Source organism: Roseomonas nitratireducens (assembly GCF_017813355.1).
Taxonomy (GTDB): Bacteria; Pseudomonadota; Alphaproteobacteria; order Acetobacterales; family Acetobacteraceae; genus Neoroseomonas; species Neoroseomonas nitratireducens.
Genome location: NZ_JAGIYZ010000010.1, coordinates 42,417 through 62,303 on the forward strand (window position 1 = coordinate 42,417; position 19,887 = coordinate 62,303).

23 protein-coding genes are annotated in these 19,887 nt (G+C 72.4%); 13 read left to right on the forward strand and 10 right to left on the reverse strand.

The genetic code is table 11. The annotated features are described in order from the left end of the window. Positions 1–5: 5 nt before the first annotated feature. From J5Y09_RS11555 to J5Y09_RS11565, 3 genes are all read right to left on the reverse strand, one after another. A complete protein-coding gene (locus tag J5Y09_RS11555) occupies positions 6–305 on the reverse strand; it encodes a hypothetical protein (RefSeq protein ID WP_209351933.1) in 300 nt (99 codons plus the stop codon). Beyond that, positions 302–685 carry a hypothetical protein gene (locus J5Y09_RS11560; RefSeq protein ID WP_209351935.1) on the reverse strand — a complete coding sequence of 128 codons (384 nt, stop codon included), beginning with the start codon at positions 683–685 and terminating at the stop codon, positions 302–304. Before J5Y09_RS11560 ends, J5Y09_RS11555 begins: the two co-directional genes overlap by 4 nt. 161 nt (positions 686–846) lie before the next feature. Continuing rightward, entirely contained in the window at positions 847–1,869 is a 1,023-nt protein-coding gene (locus J5Y09_RS11565; RefSeq protein ID WP_209351937.1) for an amino acid ABC transporter substrate-binding protein, read from the reverse strand. A 216-nt stretch (positions 1,870–2,085) separates the two neighbouring features. Here J5Y09_RS11565 and J5Y09_RS11570 point away from each other — a divergent pair, with 216 nt between their 5' ends. After that, positions 2,086–3,759 carry a peroxidase family protein gene (locus J5Y09_RS11570; RefSeq protein WP_209351939.1) on the forward strand — a complete coding sequence of 558 codons (1,674 nt, stop codon included), beginning with the start codon at positions 2,086–2,088 and terminating at the stop codon, positions 3,757–3,759. 33 nt (positions 3,760–3,792) lie between these two features. On the opposite strand, the gene J5Y09_RS11575 is transcribed toward J5Y09_RS11570, so the two are convergent. Both J5Y09_RS11575 and J5Y09_RS11580 read right to left on the reverse strand, forming a co-directional pair. Further along, positions 3,793–5,691 (reverse strand): TRAP transporter permease, encoded by a 1,899-nt coding sequence (locus J5Y09_RS11575; RefSeq protein ID WP_209351941.1) that lies wholly within the window; start codon positions 5,689–5,691, stop codon positions 3,793–3,795. 16 nt (positions 5,692–5,707) lie between these two features. Further along, positions 5,708–6,709 (reverse strand): TAXI family TRAP transporter solute-binding subunit, encoded by a 1,002-nt coding sequence (locus J5Y09_RS11580; RefSeq protein ID WP_209351943.1) that lies wholly within the window; start codon positions 6,707–6,709, stop codon positions 5,708–5,710. Positions 6,710–6,883: 174 nt separating this feature from the next. Between J5Y09_RS11580 and J5Y09_RS11585 the strand changes: the two genes are divergently transcribed. Then, complete coding sequence (locus J5Y09_RS11585; protein ID WP_209351945.1) at positions 6,884–7,303, forward strand: CBS domain-containing protein; 420 nt, start codon at positions 6,884–6,886, stop codon at positions 7,301–7,303. Further along, on the forward strand, positions 7,300–7,743 hold the full coding sequence (locus J5Y09_RS11590) for a CBS domain-containing protein (RefSeq protein WP_209351947.1): 444 nt from the start codon (positions 7,300–7,302) through the stop codon (positions 7,741–7,743). The genes J5Y09_RS11585 and J5Y09_RS11590 overlap by 4 nt, the downstream gene beginning before the upstream one ends. Positions 7,744–8,315: 572 nt before the next feature. Here the strand turns inward: J5Y09_RS11590 and pdxY are convergent. Then, positions 8,316–9,164, reverse strand: coding sequence for a pyridoxal kinase PdxY (gene pdxY, locus J5Y09_RS11595; protein WP_209351952.1), 849 nt, complete (start codon positions 9,162–9,164; stop codon positions 8,316–8,318). Between the two features lie 204 nt (positions 9,165–9,368). Here pdxY and J5Y09_RS11600 point away from each other — a divergent pair, with 204 nt between their 5' ends. The 7 genes from J5Y09_RS11600 (at position 9,369) to rpmE (ending at position 15,180) form a co-directional block, all read left to right on the forward strand. Continuing rightward, positions 9,369–10,673, forward strand: coding sequence for an ABC transporter substrate-binding protein (locus J5Y09_RS11600; RefSeq protein ID WP_209351953.1), 1,305 nt, complete (start codon positions 9,369–9,371; stop codon positions 10,671–10,673). A gap of 13 nt (positions 10,674–10,686) precedes the next feature. After that, on the forward strand, positions 10,687–11,622 hold the full coding sequence (locus J5Y09_RS11605) for a branched-chain amino acid ABC transporter permease (protein WP_209351955.1): 936 nt from the start codon (positions 10,687–10,689) through the stop codon (positions 11,620–11,622). Continuing rightward, entirely contained in the window at positions 11,619–12,554 is a 936-nt protein-coding gene (locus J5Y09_RS11610; RefSeq protein WP_209351956.1) for a branched-chain amino acid ABC transporter permease, read from the forward strand. The genes J5Y09_RS11605 and J5Y09_RS11610 overlap by 4 nt, the downstream gene beginning before the upstream one ends. Beyond that, positions 12,551–13,327: an ABC transporter ATP-binding protein gene (locus J5Y09_RS11615; protein WP_209351958.1), complete on the forward strand. Its 777-nt coding sequence runs from the start codon at positions 12,551–12,553 to the stop codon at positions 13,325–13,327. The genes J5Y09_RS11610 and J5Y09_RS11615 overlap by 4 nt, the downstream gene beginning before the upstream one ends. Beyond that, on the forward strand, positions 13,320–13,976 hold the full coding sequence (locus tag J5Y09_RS11620; protein WP_209351959.1) for an ABC transporter ATP-binding protein: 657 nt from the start codon (positions 13,320–13,322) through the stop codon (positions 13,974–13,976). The genes J5Y09_RS11615 and J5Y09_RS11620 overlap by 8 nt, the downstream gene beginning before the upstream one ends. 66 nt (positions 13,977–14,042) lie before the next feature. After that, a complete protein-coding gene (locus J5Y09_RS11625) occupies positions 14,043–14,834 on the forward strand; it encodes a class I SAM-dependent methyltransferase (protein ID WP_209351961.1) in 792 nt (263 codons plus the stop codon). 115 nt (positions 14,835–14,949) lie between these two features. Next, the gene (gene rpmE, locus J5Y09_RS11630) at positions 14,950–15,180 is read left to right on the forward strand and encodes a 50S ribosomal protein L31 (protein WP_209351962.1); all 231 of its coding nucleotides are present in this window, start codon (positions 14,950–14,952) and stop codon (positions 15,178–15,180) included. Between the two features lie 119 nt (positions 15,181–15,299). Here rpmE and J5Y09_RS11635 read toward each other — a convergent pair whose 3' ends face one another. Continuing rightward, positions 15,300–15,707: a hypothetical protein gene (locus J5Y09_RS11635; RefSeq protein ID WP_209351963.1), complete on the reverse strand. Its 408-nt coding sequence runs from the start codon at positions 15,705–15,707 to the stop codon at positions 15,300–15,302. A 270-nt stretch (positions 15,708–15,977) separates the two neighbouring features. On the opposite strand from J5Y09_RS11635, the gene J5Y09_RS11640 reads away from it, so the two are divergent. Continuing rightward, entirely contained in the window at positions 15,978–16,445 is a 468-nt protein-coding gene (locus J5Y09_RS11640; protein WP_209351964.1) for an Hsp20 family protein, read from the forward strand. Between the two features lie 141 nt (positions 16,446–16,586). Here the strand turns inward: J5Y09_RS11640 and J5Y09_RS11645 are convergent, their stop codons facing one another. Then, complete coding sequence (locus J5Y09_RS11645; protein ID WP_209351965.1) at positions 16,587–18,086, reverse strand: protein adenylyltransferase SelO; 1,500 nt, start codon at positions 18,084–18,086, stop codon at positions 16,587–16,589. Positions 18,087–18,288: 202 nt separating this feature from the next. After that, the gene (locus J5Y09_RS11650; protein ID WP_209351966.1) at positions 18,289–18,483 is read right to left on the reverse strand and encodes a DUF1192 family protein; all 195 of its coding nucleotides are present in this window, start codon (positions 18,481–18,483) and stop codon (positions 18,289–18,291) included. A 109-nt stretch (positions 18,484–18,592) separates the two neighbouring features. Between J5Y09_RS11650 and J5Y09_RS11655 the strand changes: the two genes are divergently transcribed. Further along, complete coding sequence (locus tag J5Y09_RS11655) at positions 18,593–19,147, forward strand: DUF1013 domain-containing protein (protein WP_209351967.1); 555 nt, start codon at positions 18,593–18,595, stop codon at positions 19,145–19,147. 78 nt (positions 19,148–19,225) lie between these two features. Here J5Y09_RS11655 and J5Y09_RS11660 read toward each other — a convergent pair whose 3' ends face one another. Further along, positions 19,226–19,402 (reverse strand): YdcH family protein, encoded by a 177-nt coding sequence (locus J5Y09_RS11660; RefSeq protein ID WP_198376662.1) that lies wholly within the window; start codon positions 19,400–19,402, stop codon positions 19,226–19,228. Between the two features lie 189 nt (positions 19,403–19,591). Between J5Y09_RS11660 and J5Y09_RS11665 the strand changes: the two genes are divergently transcribed. Continuing rightward, positions 19,592–19,792 carry a YdcH family protein gene (locus J5Y09_RS11665; protein ID WP_198376663.1) on the forward strand — a complete coding sequence of 67 codons (201 nt, stop codon included), beginning with the start codon at positions 19,592–19,594 and terminating at the stop codon, positions 19,790–19,792. Positions 19,793–19,887 lie beyond the last annotated feature (95 nt).

Genomic DNA, 19,887 nt, shown 5'->3' on the forward strand with positions numbered 1-19,887 from the left:
GGGGATTAGCTTTCGATCGCCGACCGCGCGGCGTTCAGCACGGGGCCGCATTCCGGGGCGGCCTGGCGCAGCACCGCCTCGGGGCTCGTCGTGCCGATCCAGGCGCCGAAGGCGGTGCGCATGGCCCACCACGGTTCGGAGGAGGCGCGTTCGACCAGCGCGGGAAGTGCCGCCGTCACGCAGCCTTCCACCTGCGCGACGATCGCGGCCGGCGCGCGCGCGGCGGACAGCCGGTCCTCCAGCGTCGATTGCAGCGGCGCGACCAGGAAGGTCGCGACGAGGAAGGCGATGAGGTCGCCGATCATGCCGAGGCCCCCCGCGTGTCGCGCCGCAGCGCGAGGACCAGGCCCGCCAGGGCCAGGATCGCGAGCGCGGCGGTCGCCGCGCGCGACGCGATGGCCGCCCCCGCCTGGCCGTCCAGCAGCGCCGGCACCTGCGCGAGCGCCGATCCGCCCCCGGCGAAGGCCACGGCGCAGAGCAGCGCCCCGCCCGCCGCGGCAAGGCGCGGGCGCCGCCCGGCGAAGGACAGCAGCAGCGCCGCCGCGCCGAGCCCCGCGGGGATCAGCGCCGTCCAGTGGACGGGCGGCGGCGGCAGGACATAGCCCGCCAGCCCGACGGCCAGCAGCGCGGCGCCGAAGCCGCGCAGCACGGCGGGCACGCGGGATGGTGTGATGGTGTCGCCCATGGCGAACTGCCTCCTCTCCGCCGCGGGCGCGCATGGGACGCGCCCGCCATGGTGGAGGTCCGACATCGCGCCGCGCCCGATGGGCACGCGGCGCCAGAGGGGCCCGGACCGTAGACGCGCAGATGGCCGCGCCGGGCGCCCCGTTCAAGCCCGCCGGCGCGTCAGCGCACCGGCATCGCGTACATCAGCCCGCCGCGCGTCCACAGATCGTTGACCCCGCGCGGCAGCCCGATCGGTGACCCCCGGCCGAGGTTGCGCTCGAAGACCTCGCCATAGTTCCCGACCGCCTTGATCGCGTTGTAGGCCCAGCGCCGGTCGATCCCCATCAGCGGCCCGTGGTCGCCGGCGACGCCGAGCAGGCGGCGGATGGCCGGGTTCGGGCTCGTCAGCATCTCGTCCACATTGGCCTGGGTGATGCCGAGCTCCTCCGCCTCGATCAGCGCGAAGACGGTCCAGCGCACGATGTCGAACCACTGGTCGTCGCCGTGCCGCACCGCGGGGGCGAGCGGTTCCTTCGAGATGATGTCGGGCAGGATGATGTGCTCGGCCGGGTTGCGCAGCGCGGTGCGGATGCCGGCGAGCTGCGAGGCGTCCGTCGTGAAGGCGTCGCAGCGGCCGTTGATGTAGGCGTTGCGCGTCTCCTCGTTCTGGTCGAACACCAGCGGCTGCACCTGCACGTTGTTCGCGCGCGCCCAGTCCGCGAGGTTCAGTTCATTCGTGGTGCCGGAGGTGACGCAGATCGTAGCCCCCGCGAGGTCCCGCGCCCGCTGGACGTTGGCGGACCGGCGCACCAGGAAGCCCTGCCCGTCGTAGAAGTTCACCGCGGTGAAGTTCAGCCCGTTCGCGGTGTCGCGCGTCTGCGTCCAGGTCGTGGTGCGCGACAGCACGTCCACCTGCCCCGATTGCAGCGCGGGCAGCCGCGCCTGGGAAGACAGCACGACCCAGCGCACCTTGTTGCCGTCGCCCAGCACGGCGGCGGCGACGGCGCGGCAGGTGTCGGCGTCCAGCCCGCGATAGACGCCCTGGCTGTCGAGCACGCCGAAGCCCGGCGCGCCGGGATGCGCGCCGCAGATCAGCGCGTCGCGCGACCGCACGGCAGAAAGCGTCGGCCCCGGGCTCGCGGTTTGCGCAAGGGCGGGCAGCGCGGCGCAGAACAGGGCTGCGGTGAGTGCGGGCGTTCGCATGTCGGTTCCTCCCGGAAGCCGCGGCGCGTCGCGCGCCGCTTCGCACGCGCAGCCTAGGCCAGCCGCGCCGCGCTGCCACCCCGCGGCGCGGGCCGAGAATGAATCCGCATAACCCCAGGTTGTGCAGTTCCTCACATTTCCCCTGCGCGCTTGCGCCTAGGACTCCCGCATCACGGGCGAGGGCAGGCCCGGCCGACAGCCAAGGGAGCCTCTGCGATGACGAAGCGCCACAACCGCATCCACTACTACCTGGCCAACAAGGGCATGATCTGCGGGGAGGTCGAACGCCCCGCCACGCCGGCCGAGGAAGCGCGCGCCTTCCGCTTCTCCCGCATCGTGGAAAGCGGCACGCCCGCGGCGTCCGACGCGCTGCTGGAAGCGCTGGCGGACAAGATGGCGGAAGCGGCCCCCGACACGGACAGCGCCATCCCCGCGGGCTTCACCTATCTGGGCCAGTTCGTCGACCACGACCTCACGCGCGACCGCACGCAGGTCGGCCTCGGCACCGCGGTGCCGGTCGAGGACCTGGTGCAGGCGCGCAGCCCGGCGCTCGACCTCGACAGCGTCTATGGCGAAGGCCCGGGCACGGCCTCCTCGGCCGCCTTCTACCAGGCGGATGGGGTGCGGCTGAAGCTCGGCACGACCAAGTCGTCCGGCCCGCCGGCGACGCCCGTCGCGACGCTCGACCTCGACGGCTTCGACCTGCCGCGCAAGGGCGCATCGGGCCCCGCGGAGGAAGCGCGCCAGGCGCTGATCGCCGACCCGCGCAACGACGAGAACCTCGCCGTCGCGCAGACGCATCTCGCCTTCCTGCGCTTCCACAACAAGGTCTGCGACCGGCTGGCCGCCGCCGGCACGCCGTCGGCCGTGCTGTTCGAACGGGCGCGGGAGACGGTGGTCAAGCACTACCAGTGGATGCTGCGCTTCGACTTCCTGCCGCGCATCGTCGACCCCGCCATCGTGACGGACGTGTTCAGCGTGGGTCGCCGCTTCTTCGAGGTGGGGGCGACGGGCTTCCCGACCATGCCCGTGGAATTCTCGGTCGCGGCCTATCGGCTCGGCCATTCCATGATCCGCGACAAGTACGACTGGAACGCGGTCTTCGCCCCCGGTGGCGCGATCGGCGACTTCGGCACGCTCGACAACCTGTTCCGCTTCTCGGGCACCAGCGGCAACCTCTCGCCCGCATCGGACCTCGACAACCCGATCGACGGCCCGTTCGAGCGCCTGCCCACCAACTGGGTCTCGGACTGGACGCGCATGTTCGACTTCGCCAACGAAGGCGTGCCCGCCCTCGCCCCGGAACCCGGCCATGCAGTGAACATGGCGCGGCCCATCGACATCCGGCTGACCGATCCGCTCAAGGTGCTGCCGCTGGGATCCTTCGGCGCGCGGGGCGGCGGCGTGGCCGTGCCGGCGGCGCAGCGCAACCTCGCCTTCCGCAACCTGGTGCGCGGGCGGATGGTGCGGCTGGCGACCGCGCAGGAAGTGGTGAAGGCGATGCAGGATGCGGGCATCGCCATCACGCCGCTGACCTCGGCGCAGATCATCGGCAGCGAGTTCACCGGCCTGCCGCAGGCGCTGCGCGACGAGCTGGTGACCGCGACGCCGCTCTGGTTCTACGTGCTGCGCGAAGCGGGGCTGAATGGCGGGAAGATGGGCAGCATCGGCGGACGGATCGTCGCCGAGGTCTTCCACCGCGCGATCGAGGGCAGCCGCATCTCCATCCTGCGGGACCCCTTCTTCACGCCCACGCTGGGGCGCGTGGCAAACATGTTCCGCATGACGGACCTGCTCGGCATCGCCTTCGACGGGGCGGCGGGGGAATTGCGCCCGCTGTCGCAGAACGCGCCGCGCCCGACGCCGGCGCAGATGCAGCCCGCGCCCTGATGCGCGCCGGGGCCGGCCGCGCGCCGGCCCCGTTCAGGCGGTGCGGTGCCGCGCCGCGCCGAATTGCTGCCAGGCCGCGACGGCGGCGAGCATCCCCACCGCCAGCAGCAGCCGCTGCCAGTCCGGCATCACATGCGCGAAGGCCGCGGCGAGGCCCACGATGCCGAGCGCCGCGCGCAGCGGCACGCCCATCGGGCGCAGCAGGAAGCCGGCGTAGGAGGATGTGATGAGCGTCAGCGCCGCGACCTGGATCGAGGTCGCGGTTACGATCTCTACGATCCCGCCGCGCAGCATGATTCCCGGGTCGTAGATGAAGGCGAAGCCCACGGTGAAGCCGGCGATGCCGAAGCGCGTCGCGTGCACGCTGGTGATGGTCGGGCCCGACTTGGCGATGGCGGCCGCGGCGAAGGCGGCGGCGGCCACCGGCGGCGTCGCGTCCGCGATCACCGCGAAGTAGAAGGTGAACATGTGCGCCTGGAGCATGTCCACGCCGAGCGGCCGCCCCAGTTCCAGGATCGCCGGCACGCCGATGGCCGCGGCGATGATGTAGGACGGCGTGGTCGGGATGCCGAGGCCGAGCACGAGCACGGTGAGCGCCACCAGCACCAGCAGCAGGCCGAGGTTGCCGTCCGCCAGTTCCTTGATGATGCCGCCGAAGGCCACGACCATCCCCGTCGCGGTCAGCGCCGAGACCACCACGCCCGCGCCGGCGATGGACACGGCGAGCGGCGCCATGGTCAGCCCCGCGGCCTCGAGGCTCGACAGGATGGCGCGCCAGCCCATCCGCGTGCGGGCGCGCAGCAGGGAGACGGCGACCATGGCGAGCGTCGCGCAGAAGGCCGCGTAGTTGCCCGACCAGCGTTCCATCATCAGGTAGACCAGCACGCCGATCGGCAGCACCAGGTGCACATCCGCCAGCACTTCCCGCCAGGCGGGGATCTCGGACAGCGGCATCGGCTCCATGCCGGCGCGCTTGGCCTCGAAATGCACGGCGGCGAGGATGGTGAAGTAGTACAGCACCGCGCCGATCGCCGCGGCGACGATGATGTCGCCGTAGGGGATGTTGGTGATCTCCGCCATCACGAAGGCGGCCGCCCCCATCACCGGGGGCATCAGCGCGCCGCCGACCGACGCCGCGCTCTCGATCCCGCCCGCCACCGCGGGGCGGTAGCCCACCTTGACCATCAGCGGGATGGTCATCGCGCCCGTGGTGATGACGTTGGAGACGGAGGATCCGCTCATCGTCCCGAACAGGCCGGAGGTGATGACCGCGACCTTGGCCGGCCCGCCGGAATACCGCCCGGCCGCGACGGCGCCGAGGTTGGAGAACAGCCGCCCCGTCCCGCTGCCCTGCATGAACGCGCCGAACAGGATGAACACCGCGATGGTGGTGGCCACGATGCCGGTCAGCGGCCCGTAGATGCCGCCCGCGGTCGGCACCAGCCAGGCGGACTCGATGATCTCGGGCGTGGTGAAGACGCGGGTGTTGAGCACGCCCGGCAGGTGGTGCCCCACGAACATGTAGAGCAGGCAGCCCGCCACCATCCAGGCGAGGCCCGGTTCGACCGCGCGGCGGATCGCCTCCAGCATCGTGACGATGCAGGTGACGCCGAGCACGATCATCGTCGTCGTGAACTCGTCCACATACTCCATGCGGTCCGCGACCGCGCCGGCATTCACGAAGACCCAGAGATGCGGCACGGCCGAGGCGATCGCCCAGGCCCAGTCGAGGATGGTCGGCCGATCGGACGACGCGCCGGAGGCGAAGGCGGGGTAGAGCAGGAACAGCGGGGGCGTGAACACCAGCAGGTGCAGCGATCGCATCCCGATCGGCTCCGGGAAGCCGAAGCCGCCGAAATACAGGTGCACCGCCGCCCAGCCCGCGAGCCACAGCGTGACCGCGCCCCTCAGCCAGCCCGAGAGTTCCCGCACGCCCCCCGCCCCGCCGTCAGGCCGGCGGGTTCACGCCCGCCGCGCGGAACGCAGCCGCCGCGCCGGGGTGGAAGGCGACGCCGCGATAGGTGACGGCGTGCTGCGGCGTCCAGCCGGCCATGCTGGCATGGATGTTCGAAAGCCGCTGGCCGCGGTTCTTGATCAGCGTCGCGGTGATCTTCTGCACCACCTCGGCCGACACGCTCTCATGCACCAGGATGACGCTGTCCATCGTCGTCACCGGCACGTCGGCCGCCTGCAGCTGCGGATAGGTCGCGGCCGGGATGATGCCCTGGTCGTAGGCGTAGGTCTGGATCAGGTGCTGGCGCACGTCGTCGGGGAACGACACGAGCCGCCCGCCGCGGCGGCCCTGCGCGACCTCGGTCATCATCGCCGCCGGCTTGGCGAGCGCGACGTAGAGGTAGTCCACCTGCCCGTCATTGTACGCGGCGGCGATGTCGGCGTAGGAGCCGGTCAGGTAGCGCCCGCCATCGCTGCGGATCTTGTCCGGGCTGGTGCCGAGGAAGCGCAGGATGCGCTGCAGCGTCATCTCGTCCGTCGCGCTGCGCTGCGCGGTGCCGATGCGCAGGCCGCGCTGCGTCAGGATGGCGCGCATGTCCTCCGGCCCCGCCGCCGTGTGGCGCAGCATGTGGTGCTCGGTCGGCGAATAGCCGGTGCCCAGGCAGCGGATCTTCTCGTGCTTGCGGTTGTAGGGCTCCACGCCCTGCACCGCGGCGGCCGAGAAAGCGTCGATGCCCCAGCCGATCTGCGACTGGTTGTTGTCCACGCGGGTCGGGTTGGCGAGGCCGCCGCCGGGGACGACGCGCACCTGGATGTCGGGATTCTCCTCCCGGATCAGGGCGGCGAGGCCGGCGGCCATGGTGTACCAGCCGCCGCCGAGCGACCCCGCCACCCATTCGACCGTGGTCTGCGCCGAGGCGGTGCGCACCGCCGGTGCCGCGAGCGCGATGCCGATGCCGCCGCGCGCGAGCGCCCGGCGTCCGATGATGAGGGTCATGGCAGCCTCCTTGCCTTCCTGGATTGTCGCGGAAGTATGGACAGGGTTGTCACGCCCCGGCAACGCCACCGGGCGTCACGCCGAATTCGCATTGCAACATCATGACCGGGCGGTCTACACGCCATCGCGGTTGAGGCGGGCAGGCACCATTCCGAACGGAAGGGTACCCGCACCATGGTTGTCGCCACCCTGCTGGAACACCAGCGGACCCCCTGGACCACCCCCGAAACACCGCTGGCGGAAGCCGCGCGCCTGATGGCCGCGACCGGCTACGGCATGCTGCCCGTGCTCTGCCGCGACGGCAGGCTCATCGGCATGGTCGCGGAACGCGACGTGCTGCGCCTGGCGGCCGAGCGCCGCGCGGGGCTGCGCGGCCTTGCGGTCGAAGCGGCGATGTCGCGCGACCCGGCCGCCCTGCCGGCGGGGGCGCCGATCGACGCGGCGCTGCGCGCCATCGCCTCGGCCGAGGCGCGCCATCTGCCCGTCTGCGACAGCGAAGGACGCGTGCTCGGCCTGGTCGGGCTCGCCGATCTGCTGCGCAGCGGCGCCGCCCTGCCCATTCCCGCCACTACCAAGGAGGAGTCCCGCCCATGACCATCGCCGCCGTGCTGCGCCGCAAGGGCGCGGACATCGTCTCCGTCTCCCCCGAGACCCTCGCCGTCGAGGTCGCGCGCATCATCACGTCCCGGCGCATCGGCGCGGTGCTGGTGTGCGAGCCGGATGGCCGCGTCGTCGGCATCATCAGCGAGCGCGACATCGTCCGCGCCGTCGCGGACCGCCCGAACGCGACGCATGGCGTCTTCGTGCGCGACATCATGACGCGCGAGGTCGTCATGGTCGGGCCGGAGACGCCCGTCCAGGCCGCGCTCGAGATCATGGATGAGGGCTATTTCCGCCATCTGCCCGTGGTCGATGGCGAGGGCCGGCTGCTCGGCATCGTCAGCGTGCGCGACCTGGTGCGCCACCGCTTCGCGCAGCAGGCGCAGGATGTGGAGAGCCTCAAGGCCTACGTGACGCGCACGTATATGCATTGACCCTCAGGCGGCGGGCGCCGGCCATCCGGCCGGCTTGCCTGCGCGCCATGCGCTGTCCCGCCCGGCGCGACTGAAGGTCTGGGTGCGGTCGCGCCTTGCGCTCCCGGATCGCGGCGGGGCCGCGATCCGAAGATAACATCGACCCTCAGGCGGCGGGCGCCGGCCATCCGGCCGGCTTGCCTGCGCGCCGAGCACTGTCCCGCCCGGCGCGACTGAAGGTCTGGGCGCGGTCGCGCCTTGCGCTCCCGGATCGCGGCAGGGCCGCGATCCGAAGAGAACATCGACCCTCAGGCGGCGGGCGCCGGCCATCCAGCCGGCTTGCCTGCGCGCCGTGCGCTGTCCCGCCCGGCGCGGCTGAAGGTGTGGGCGCGGTCGCGCCTTGCGCTCCCGGCCCGAGGCCATGCCTCGGGCCGCCTTTATTTGCCCTCAGGCGGCGGGCGCCGGCCATCCGGCCGGCTTGCCTGCGCGCCGAGCAATGTCCCGCCCGGCGCGACTGAAGGTCTGGGCGCGGTCGCGCCTTGCGCTCCCGGATCGCGGCGTGGCCGCGATCCGAAAAAGGGGTCGCGCGCCGCTCAGCACGGCTCGGCGGCGAAGCGGCGCGTGGGGCTGACGAATTCCTCCTGCGCCGCGACGGTCAGGATCTCGCGTGACCCGGCCTCGGCGGTGCGGCGCAGCAGACCGAAGACCGAGGATGCGGCGGACGAGAGCGCCCCCGCCGCGTCGCCGGCGAGGCGGTGGAACAGGAACAGCGCGGCGATCGCATCCCCCGCCCCGTTCACCGACAGCGGCAGCATGGGCGTGGCCAGCCGCCAGAAGCGCCCGCCCTCGCCGGCCAGCATGCCGATCTCGCCCTCCGGCGTGTCGGCCAGCCGCAGCGAGGTGACGAGCACGCAGCGCGGACCCATCGCCTGCAGCGCCGCGATCGCCGCCTTGGCCTCGGCCAGCGTCGTCACGGACCGCCCGGTCAGCCATTCCAGCTCGAACTGGTTGGGCGTGATGATGTCGGCCTCCGGCAGCGCGGCGTCGCGCAGGAATTCGGGGATGCCCGGGCGGACGAAGACGCCGCGGCCGACATCGCCGATCACCGGGTCGCAGCACCACAGCGCGGCCGGGTTGGCCGCCTTCACCCGCCGTGCCGAATCGAGGATCGCCGCGCCGATCTCGGCCGAGCCCATGTAGCCCGACAGCACCGCGTCGCAGCGCGGCAGCGCGCCGCGCTCCTCGATTCCCTCGACGCAGTCGCGGATCAGCTCCGCCCCGAAGACCTGGCCGCGCCAGGCGCCGTAGCCGGTGTGGTTGGAGAACTGGACGGTGTGGATGCCCCAGACCTCCGCCCCCAGGCGCTGGAGGGGGAAGATCGCGCTGGCATTCCCGACATGGCCGTAGGCGACCCAGGACTGGATGGAGAGGATCGAAGGCATGGCGCACCGTCGCGGTGAAGGGCGCGGACGCTAGATCGGCTTCCGCGGGAGTGGAACCCGCCCCCGCCTTCGCGGGCGCGCATCCGCGCGCGCGGGGCCGGATCATTCGGCCGCCACCCGCTTGCGCGCGGCGGCGATCGGCGTCCATCCTGCCCGCCCGACGCCCGGGATCCAACCCGCGGCGCGCCCGAGGGAGGAACCCAGATGACCGACACGTTCTCGCGCCGCGAGGTGCTGGCCGCCGGCTTCGGCGCCGTGATGCTGCCCGCGACGCTCTCGGCCCAGCCGGCCGCGCGCCCGGCCGAATTCAAGATCGGCGTCACCACCTTCCTCTCCGGCCCGGCCTCGGTCTTCGGCGTCCCTTCCCGCCGCGCCTGCGAGATGCTGGTCGACCAGATCAACGCCGCGGGCGGCATCGCCGGCGTGCCTGTGCGCCCGATCTTCGTCGACGAGGGCCCGGGCACGGACCACCTGGTGGGCGAGATCCGCCGCCTCGTGCAGTCCGAAGGCGTGCACGCGCTTTTCCAGTCGATCTCCTCGGGCTCCTGCCTCGCCTGCACGCCGCTGTCGCGCGAACTGTCCAAGGTCAATCTTCTCTGGGACTGCGGCACGCAGCGCATCTTCGAGGAAGGCCGCTGGGACTACGCCTTCCGCACCCAGGGCTACGCGACGCCGGAAGTGCTCGCGCCGCTGCTGTACCTGCTGCGCACCAAGCCCGACATCCGCACCGTCGCCGTGATCAACCAGGACTACGCCTGGGGCCGCGATTCCTGGGAGATCTGGAAGACCGCGATGGACGCGCTGAAGCCCGGCGTGCGCGTGGTGGCCGAGATGTTCCCCCGCTTCGGCTCGACCGACTTCTCGACCGAGATCACCCGCCTGCTCGCGCTGCGCCCGGACGTGGTCTACTCCACCTCCTGGGGCGGGGAACTCGTCACCTTCATCCGGCAGGCGACCGAGCGGCGGCTGCATGAGCGCACCACCTTCGTCCTGCCGGTCGCCGAGGCCTCGCTGCAGATCCTCGGCCGGTCGATGCCCGAAGGCCACATCATCGGCGCGCGCGGTGACCACTGGAACAACCACCCCGCGCCGCGCGACCCGGCCGCCTTCAACGCCTTCGTCAACGCCTACCGCCAGCGCTTCAACGAATACCCGATCTACCCCTGCCACCACATGGCCCAAGCCGTCTGGGCGCTGAAGGCCGCGGTGGAGAAGGCCGTCGCCGCCAAGTCCGGCGGCTGGCCGTCCGATGCCGAACTGGCCGCCGCCTTCCGCGGCCTGACCTTCCCCACGCCGACCTCGACCATCACGCTGCGCGAGGACGGCCAGGGGCTGGAGGACCAGATCGTCGGCACCTCCTCCTTCAACCCGAACTTCCCCTTCGCGGTGCCGAAGGACATGCGGCTGTATCCCGCGGCGCAGGTCTCCGCACCGGTCGGGCAGAAGAGCACCGACTGGCTCAAGACGCTGACGCCGGCGCTGATCCAGTCCGCCGGCCAGTCGATCTGAGCCGGCGCGCGCCATGGCCGACTGGTTCCAGGACAATGGCCTGCTTCTCGGCCTGGCGCTGCTGGACGGGCTTTCCTCGGCGGGGCTGATCTTCCTCGTCGCGGTGGGGCTCAACCTGGTGTTCGGGGTGCTGCGCATCGTCAATGTCGCGCATGGCTCCCTCTATGCGATCGGGGCCTATTCGGCGGCCTCGATCGGCCTTTTCGCCGCCTCGCTCGGCGTGCCGGCCTGGGCCTCGCTGCCGATCCTGCTGCTGTCGGCCGCGCTGGTGGGGGCCATCGTCGGCCCGCTGATCGAACGCTTCCTGCTGCGCCGCATCTACGCGCAGGAGGAAGTGGTGCAGCTGCTGGTCACCTTCGCCCTGTTCATGATCCTCGAGGACGTCCAGAAGCTCGTCTGGGGCGTGCAGCCGATCCACCACGACCAGGCGATGAAGCTCCTGGGGACCATCGACGTGCCCTTCGCGGGGGACTTCATCCCCTTCACCAACTACCAGCTGTTCGTGCTGCCGGGCATCGCGGTCGTCACCCTGGTGGGCCTCGCCTGGTTCCTGCGCCGGACGCTGACCGGGCGCGTCATCGTCGCCGTCACGACCGACCGGGAAGCGGCGACGGCGATGGGGATCGACGCGTCCAAGATCTTCCTCCTCACCTTCACCTTCGGCTCGATGCTGGCAGCGCTCGGCGGCGCGCTCTCCTCCCCCACCGCGGCACTCGTGCCGGGGATCGGGGCGCAGACCATCGTGCTGTCCTTCGCCGTGGTGGCGACGGCGGGGCTGGGGCAGATCGAAGGGGCGGCGCTGACCTCCCTGATGATGGGCCTCGGCCGGTCCATCGCCGTGTATTTCGAGCCGGAGCTGGAAGTCGTCGTGCCCTACATCATCATGGTGCTGGTGCTGCTGGTGCGCCCGCAGGGCCTGTTCGGCGTGACCGAGACGCGGCGCGTATGAAGCGGATAGAACCCTTCCTCGCGCTGGCGCTCGCCGGCGCCATCATCGCCGCCGCCGTGGCCGCCCCCTGGCTGCGCTTCGTGCTGACCATCGCGCTCGCCAAGGGCATCGCGGTGATGGGGATCCTGCTGCTGCTGCGCGCGGGGCAGGTCTCCTTCGGCCATGCGCTGTACATCGCCTTCGGCGCCTACACCGTCGCCTTCCTCGCCCCCCGGGTGGGGGACGCGGCGGTGCTGCTGCCGCTCGCCGCCATCGGCGCGGGCGCGCTCGGCCTGCTGATCGGGCTGTTCGTCACGCGCTACCGGCAGATCTTCTTCGGCATGCTGAACCTGGCCATGTCCATGGTCTTCTACTCGCTGCTCGAGAAGCTCTACGCCCTGACCAAGGGCAGCGACGGCATCCGGGTCGAGATCATGCCCGTGGCGGGCCAGGCGCTCGACCGCATCGCCTATGAATGGACGATCTTCGGCATCGCCCTGGCGCTGGCATTCGCGCTCGCGCTCCTGCTGCGCCTGTACCTCGCCTCCCCGATGGGGGAAGCGCTGGCGGGCATCAAGACGCGGGAGACGCGGCTCGAATTCATGGGCGTGCCGGCGCGCGGCGTGCTGCTCTCGGCCTATGTGCTCTCGGCCATGGTGGGCGGGCTGGGCGGGGCGCTGATCGCGCTGACCTCGCGCCACGTCACGCCGCTGCTCGCCTACTGGACCTCCTCCGGCGAGCTGGTGTTCATCGCCATCCTGGGGGGCGCGGGCGGCGTGCTCGGGCCCTTCATGGGCGCCATCGCCTATGAGCTGATCCGCGTCTACGCCGCGGCGTCCTTCGCCGATGCCTGGCAGATGATCCTGGGCGCGGCGCTGCTGCTGGTCATCCTGTTCGCCCCGGGCGGGCTCTGGGGGATGGCCGCGCGGGCGGTCGGGGGGCGCGGGCGATGAGCGAGGTGCTGCTCCGCGCCACCGGCCTGCGGCTCGCCTTCGGCGGCGTGCGCGCGGCCGACGGCATCGACCTCGATGTGATGAAGGGCGAATTCCTCGCCATCATCGGCCCGAACGGCGCCGGCAAGACCACCTTCATCAACATGACGACCGGCTACCTCAAGCCCAATGCCGGGGAGATCGCCTACGAGGGCCGCCGCATCACCGGCATGTCGCCCCGCGCCATCGTCAAGCTCGGCATCGCGCGGTCCTTCCAGCTGCCGCAGCTGTTCCTCGAACACACGGTCGAGCAGAACGTGGCACTCGCCGTCGCGGCGCGGATGGGCATCTGGTCGCCGCTCGCCCCCCTGCTGCGCCCCGGCCACCGGGACGAGGCGCGCGACATCCTCGAACGCTTCGGCCTGTCCGCCATCGCCGACAGCCGGGCGGACGCACTGAACGAGGGCGCGCGCAAGCTCGCCGACATCGCCATGGCCGTGGCACTCAAGCCCCGCCTGCTGCTGATGGACGAACCCACCTCCGGCGTCGCGGCGTCGGAGAAGATGACGATCGTCGAGACGCTGGTGAACGTGCTGCGCGACGCGAAGGTGACGGCGGTCTTCGTCGAGCACGACATGGACGTGGTCGAACGCTTCGCCGACCGCGTCGCGGTCTGGTCCCAGGGGCGCATCGCCGCGCTGGGCCCGCCGGCGGAGGTGCTGGCCGACCCCGCCGTGCAGCGGGAGGTGATCGGCATCGAGCGCCACCCGGCCAAGGAGGCGCCCCATGCTTGAACTCGCGGGCGTGTCCGTCGCCATTGCCGGCGTGCCGGTGCTGCGCGGCGTCTCGCTGAAGGTGCCGGCCGGGGGCCGCGTCGCGCTGATCGGGCGCAACGGCGCGGGCAAGACCACCACGCTGCGCGCGCTGATGGGCCTGGTGCCCGCCAGCACGGGCAAGGTCGTGATCGACGGGGAGGACGAGACGCGCCTGCCCCCGCACCATCGCCCCCGCCACGGCATCGGCTACGCGCCGGAGGACCGCCGCCTGTTCGGCTCCTTCACGGTGGAGGACAACATGCTCCTCCCCGCCCAGGTGCTGCGCCTGTCGGAACGGGAGATCGCCGAGCGGCTGTCGCGCGTCTACGGCCTGCTGCCGGAACTGAAGGACCTCGCGCCGCGCAAGGCGGCGGGGCTGTCGGGCGGCCAGGGCAAGATGGTGGCGCTCGGCCGCGCGCTGATGGTCGGCACCAAGGCGGTGCTGCTGGACGAACCCTTCCAGGGCCTCGCCCCGGCGCTGGCGCTGCGCTACGCGGAAGCCCTGAAGCGCCTGCGCGCCGCCCTGCCCGACGTCGCCATCCTGATCACCGAGAGCAACCCGGAACTGCTCCGCCCGCTGGTCGAGCAGACCTATGTGATCGAGCGTGGCGAGATCGCGCCGGATTGATGCCGGCGGGCTTGCCCGATCCGCGGCGCCGGGGCTTCTGGCGCCGGATGCGCCGCGGGCGGCGGGATGCCGGGCGAGGATGAGGAAGTGCTGCGCGCCGTGACCTACCAGGAATACTTCGCGCGCGGCCTCGCCGCCGTGCAGGGCTTCATCACCCCGGGCGCGGCCGCGGCCGTCACCGCGATCCTCGACCTGCAGGCGCGGGCGGGCATCGGCGGGACGCTCGCGGAAATCGGCACCTTCCACGGCAAGACCTTCGTCGGCCTCGCCCTGGCCGCGCGGCGGGACGAAGCGGTGGTCGGCGTCGACCTGTTTGTCCACCAGGGCCAGGATTTCGAGGCGACGCTGCGCGGCCATTGCAGCGCCTTCGGCATCGACGAGACGCGCTACCGCCTGCACCGGGGGCCCTCCACCGGGCTCGCCGTCTCGGCCTGGCGGCGCCTGCTCGGCACCCCGGCGCGCTTCGTCCATGTGGATGGGGAACACGGCCGCGGCGCCGTGCGCCACGACCTCGCCCTGGCGGCGGCGCATCTGGCGCCCGGCGGCGTGATCCTGGTCGACGACGTCTTCCACCCCTGGTTCCCGAACGTCACCGCGGGGGTGATGGACGTGCTGGAAGGCCGGGTGGACCTGCGCGCGGTCGCCCTGCTCGACCGCCAGGGGCCGCTGATCGCGGGCGGGCCGAAGCTGCTGGTGACGAGCGCGGAGGACGAGGCGCTCTACAAGGAGGCGCTGGTCGCGGCCCTGCGCGGCAACCTGGTGGGGGAAGCGGGCTTCCTGACGAGCCGGCCCGCCGTCTTCAACTTCGACGAGGGCGTGCGCCCGGCCCCGCCGGCCGCCCCGGCGCCCGGCGCCTGACCCGCGCCCGGGGGGCGGCCGGCCGGCATTGCGCTCGCCGGTCCGCTCCCCTATACGCCCCGCTTCCCTGCCCGCCGGTCGGTATCGGCGGGCGCCTGAGCATGAGCACCGCCCGATGAAGCCCGACACGCATCCGGACTATCACGTGATCAATGTCATCATGACCGACGGGACCGAGTTCAAGACGCGGTCCTGCTACGGCAAGCCGGGCGACACGCTGCGCTTGGACATCGACACGAAGTCGCACCCGGCCTGGACCGGCCAGCAGCGCGTGCTCGACACCGGCGGCCAGATCGCGAAGTTCAACAAGAAGTTCGCCGGCATCGGCGCCCGCAAGAAGGGCTGACGCCCGGCCCGCGACGGGACGGGGGCGTCGCGCCCCCTCCCCTTCCTCGCCAGGACCGCCGGAGCCCGGCCGCGCGCGGGCCCGAAGCCCGTCGGCCGCTTCGAATTCGCGCGACCTGACTATTCGTAGACCGGCTGGGTGAAGCCGCGCGCGCCGGTCGTCGTCATGGCCGCGCCCTCGCACAGGCGGATGTGGCGCTCGAAGCCCGGCACGATCCGCAGCCGCCCCGCGGCCGGATCCGGCCCCCCATGCAGCGTCCAGACCTCCGAGGCATAGCGCGCCCGGTCCGGCCCCTGGCGCTCGATGCCGGACTCCACCACCCGCACTTCCCTCACCTGCCCCGCCGCGTCGGTCGTGCGCGGCACGGCCAGCACCTGCTCGCGCGCCCGATGCGCCTCGAGGGCCGCGAGGCAGGCCGCGTGGTCGGCAAACGCCTCGGCCTGCGGCATGAGGGGGATGAAGCCGCTCCCGCCCGCCGGCCCCGCGAGGCCGGCAAACAGGACCCCCGCCAGCCCGAATCCTGTCATCCGCGGCATTCCGCGCCTCCGTCCCGCCATCCGTCCCGGGCTTCTAGCGGGGCCTGCCCGCGCCGCCGCTGAACCGGTTCAGCGCCGGGCGCGCGGGCCCGAAGCGGAGGGTCTTGAACCGGCCCGGCGCGGCCGCCATCTCCCCGACTGCCAGGAGGCGCCCCGACGGGGCCTCCGGCGCGGGTCGGCCAGGGATCGCCCATGCGGGGTCCCAGCGTGCAGCCCCGGCCCGCCGTGCAACGAGCCTTGCTGATGCAGGAGGTTCAACTGATGAACGCGATCGATTTCTCCCCGCTTTTCCGCACCGCGATCGGCTTCGACCGGCTCGCGCGCCTGATGGACACCGCGCGCAACGCGCCGGAGGGCAACGGCTACCCGCCCTACAACATCGAGCGGACGGGCGAGGACAGCTACGTCCTGACCATGGCGGTCGCCGGCTTCGCCGAATCCGACCTCGAGATCACCGCGCAGGAGAACACGCTGACCATCGCCGGGCGGCCGCAGCCGCAGCCGGAGGATGGGCGCCGCTTCCTCCATCGCGGCATCGCCGGCCGCGCCTTCGAACGCCGCTTCGTCCTGGCCGACCACATCGTCGTGCAGGGGGCGGATTTGGCCAACGGCCTGCTGCATGTCGCGCTGAAGCGCGTCGTGCCGGAAGCGCTGAAGCCGCGCCGCATCCCGGTCCAGGCCGGCCGGCCGGTCATCCAGGCCGAGGCGAATCCCGCCCAGGCGGCCTGACGCGCCTCACCCGCGCCGAGACACCCCGGGGGCCCGCATGCCGCGCATGCGGGCCCTTCGCGTTGCTGGCCCCGGCCGCCGGTCGCCCGCTGCGGCACGACAAGACCGGCTGATCAGATACGGCGCGAAGGCCGTCGCGGATCAGGTGCCGCAGAAGGTCCGCGTCACGCGTTCCTCGGGCCGCGCCGGGGCCGCGAAGCGCTCGCGCCCGGGCTGCTCCTCGAAGGGGCGCGCCAGGACATCGACCAGCGTCTCGAAGGGCGCGAAATCGTCACGCTCGACCGCCGCCGCGATGGCTTCCTCCACCAGGTGGTTGCGCGGGATATACAGCGGGTTCTCCGCGCGCATCGCCGCCGCGCGGGCCGCCGGCGCCATGCCGTCCTGCGCGAGCCGCGCGCGCCAGCCCTCCGCCCAGCCGTCGAAGGCCGCGGGGTCTGCGAAGAGCGCGCGCACCGGCGCCGCGTCGCCGTCGATCGCATCGGCCAGGCGACGAAAGGTCAGGGTGAAGTCGGCCTCCGCCTCCATCATCCGGCGCAGCAGGTCCTCGATCAGCGCCTCGTCCTCGGGCCGTGCCTGGGGCAGGCCGATCTTGCGCGCCATCGCCGCGCGATAGGCGACGCCGAAGCGCGGCGCGAAGCCGGCGAGCGCGGCCTTCGCGGCCTCCATCGCCGCCTCTTCCTCGGCATCGATCAGCGGCAGCAGGCATTCGGCCAGCCGGGCGAGGTTCCAATGCGCGATGCCCGGCTGGTTGCCATAGGCGTAGCGCCCCTGGTGGTCGATCGAGGAGAAGACCGTCTCGGGGTGATAGGCCTCCATGAAGGCGCAGGGGCCGTAGTCGATCGTCTCTCCGCTGATGGCGCAGTTGTCGGTGTTCATCACCCCGTGCACGAAGCCGAGCGCGAGCCAGCGCGCGACCAGCGCCGCCTGCCGCGCCACCACGCCTTCCAGCAGCGCGAGCGCGGGGTTGGGCGCCTCGCCCGCCGCCGGGTCGTGGCGGGCGATGGCGTGGTCCACCAGCGCGCGCACCGCGTCCATGTCCCGCCGCGCGGCGAAATACTGGAAGGTGCCGACGCGCAGATGGCTCGACGCGACGCGCGTCAGCACGCCGCCGGGCACCGCATCCTCCCGGAACACCCATTCGCCGGTCGCCACGGCGGCGAGGCTGCGCGTCGTCGGCACGCCGAAGGCCGCCATGGCCTCGCTCACAACGTATTCGCGCAGCACCGGCCCGATCGCCGCCCGCCCGTCCCCGCGGCGCGACCATGGCGTGGGCCCGGACCCCTTCAGCTGGATGTCGCGCCGCAGGCCGGCGGGCGTGACCACCTCCCCCAGCAGGATCGCGCGGCCGTCGCCGAGGCTGGGGGAGAAATGGCCGAACTGATGCCCGGCATAGGCCTGGGCGATCGGCTCGGCGCCTTCGGGCATGCGGTTGCCCGCGAGCATCGCCACCCCGTCCTCCGAGGCGAGCCAGCCCGCATCGAGGCCGAGGTCGCGCGCGAGGCCGAGATTCAGCCGCACCAGCCGCGGCGCCTTGACCGGGGTCGGCGGCAGGCGCGCGAACAGCCTTTCCGGCAGGCGGGCGTAGGAATTGTCGAAGGCGGGGCCCAGGCCGGCCGCGCGGGGGGAGAGATCGTCCGGCATCCAGCGGAGATCGCGCGCGGCGGGGCGCGGCGCAAGGGGCGGGCGCGGCGCGGCGGGGGGCGGATGGCGATCATCGCCCGGCCGGCGGGTCATGGGCGGCGCGCCCGGCGGATGCCGGCGACCCGGCCCGCCCGCCCCGCGGTATCGATCGGCCGGTGCGCCGGCCAGCGGGCCAGCCCCGCCCGCCGGGGCCGATGCGCCCCTACCCCTTGCGGAAGAAGGCCTCCGCCGCCGCGCGGTGGCTCTGCCCGGCGGCGATCGCCGCCTCGGCGCGGGCGATCTCGGCCTTCAGGTCGGCGATGTAGTCCTGCAGCTGCGCGACGTCCCACCCGTCGAAGCGCGGCTTCTCCAGGACCTGGCGCTTGCGCGGCAGGTCCCCTTCCTCAAGCAACGTCATGGCTCTCCTGCTCCATCCGGGCTTTGACCCTGCCCGGCCGTCTCATTATAGGGGGCCCATCATATTGCGGGGGTTCGCTTCCGCCCCTCCCGCCTCCCGAGGTTCGCCCATGCCCCAGCCTCTCATGCCGAAGGCCACCGCCGTGTGGCTGATCGACAAGACGTCGCTTTCCTTCGAGCAGATCGCCGACTTCGTCGGCATGCATCCGCTCGAGATCCAGGCCATCGCCGATGGGGAAGTCGCGCAGGGGATCGTCGGCTTCGACCCGGTCGCCTCCGGCCAGCTGACGCGGGAGGAGATCGCGCGCTGCGAAGCGGATTCCGGTGCGCGCCTGACGCTGCAGGAAAGCACCATCGTGCTCCCCAAGGCGCGGGCCAAGGGTGGGCGCTACACGCCCGTGTCCAAGCGCAACGACCGGCCGGACGGCATCGCCTGGCTGCTGCGCAACTACCCGATGCTGAGCGACGCGACCGTCGCCAAGCTGCTGGGTACGACCAAGGACACCATCGCCAAGGTGCGCGACAAGACCCACTGGAACAGCGCGAACATCAAGCCGCGCGACCCCGTGATCCTCGGCCTGTGCACCCAGTCCGACCTGAACGCGGCGGTCTCCGCGGCCGGCGGCAGCATGGCCATCCCCCCGCCCTCCGAGGACGCGGCCTGACCCTGGCCGCGCCCATCCGGGGCCGTGATGCGGGGCGATGCGCGCTGCCGTGGCCGGGCGGGCCGGCCAGGCCCTTCGCTAATGCGGCCGCGACGTCCGCAGCCGCTCCAACTCCTCCTTGAGGCGCAGCTTCTCGCGCTTCATCCGGGCCAGCTCCGCCTCATCGGGCTTCGGCCGGCGATCCTCGTCCAGGATACGACGCTCGAGGGCCGCGTGGCGTTCCTCGAGGGAGGCGATCCGGGGGTTCAAGGGCATGCGTGACGCATCCTCATCCGTGCTGTGCCCCGCGGCGGGCAGCCGCGGCGGCGTTCTTCCGGCCAGTCGGCCGGTCGGGCACCAGGGGGCGCGCATCGTCCGGGATTGGCCTGTCGCGCCCCGGCCCTTGCATGATAAGTGCGTTTTGCGCGCGAATGCATCCACAACTTCGCCCCGGGGCCGCCGGCCATGATCGCCGACCGTGACGCCATGCTTCGCCGCCTGCACGAATTGCGCAGCGAACACCGCGACCTCGACACCGTCATCGCGCGGCTCGACGGATCGCCGGTGGACCAGCTGCAGCTGCAGCGGCTGAAGAAGCGCAAGCTGAAGCTGAAGGACGAGATCGCCTGGCTCGAGGGCCGGCTCGTCCCCGATATCATTGCGTGATGTGATGCCCTCAAACGCCGGGCGGGCCGCGTCCGCGGCCCTTGGCTTCGCGCCCTGTGCTGGTGTGCCGCCGGCGGCGGGCAGGCTGGGCGCGG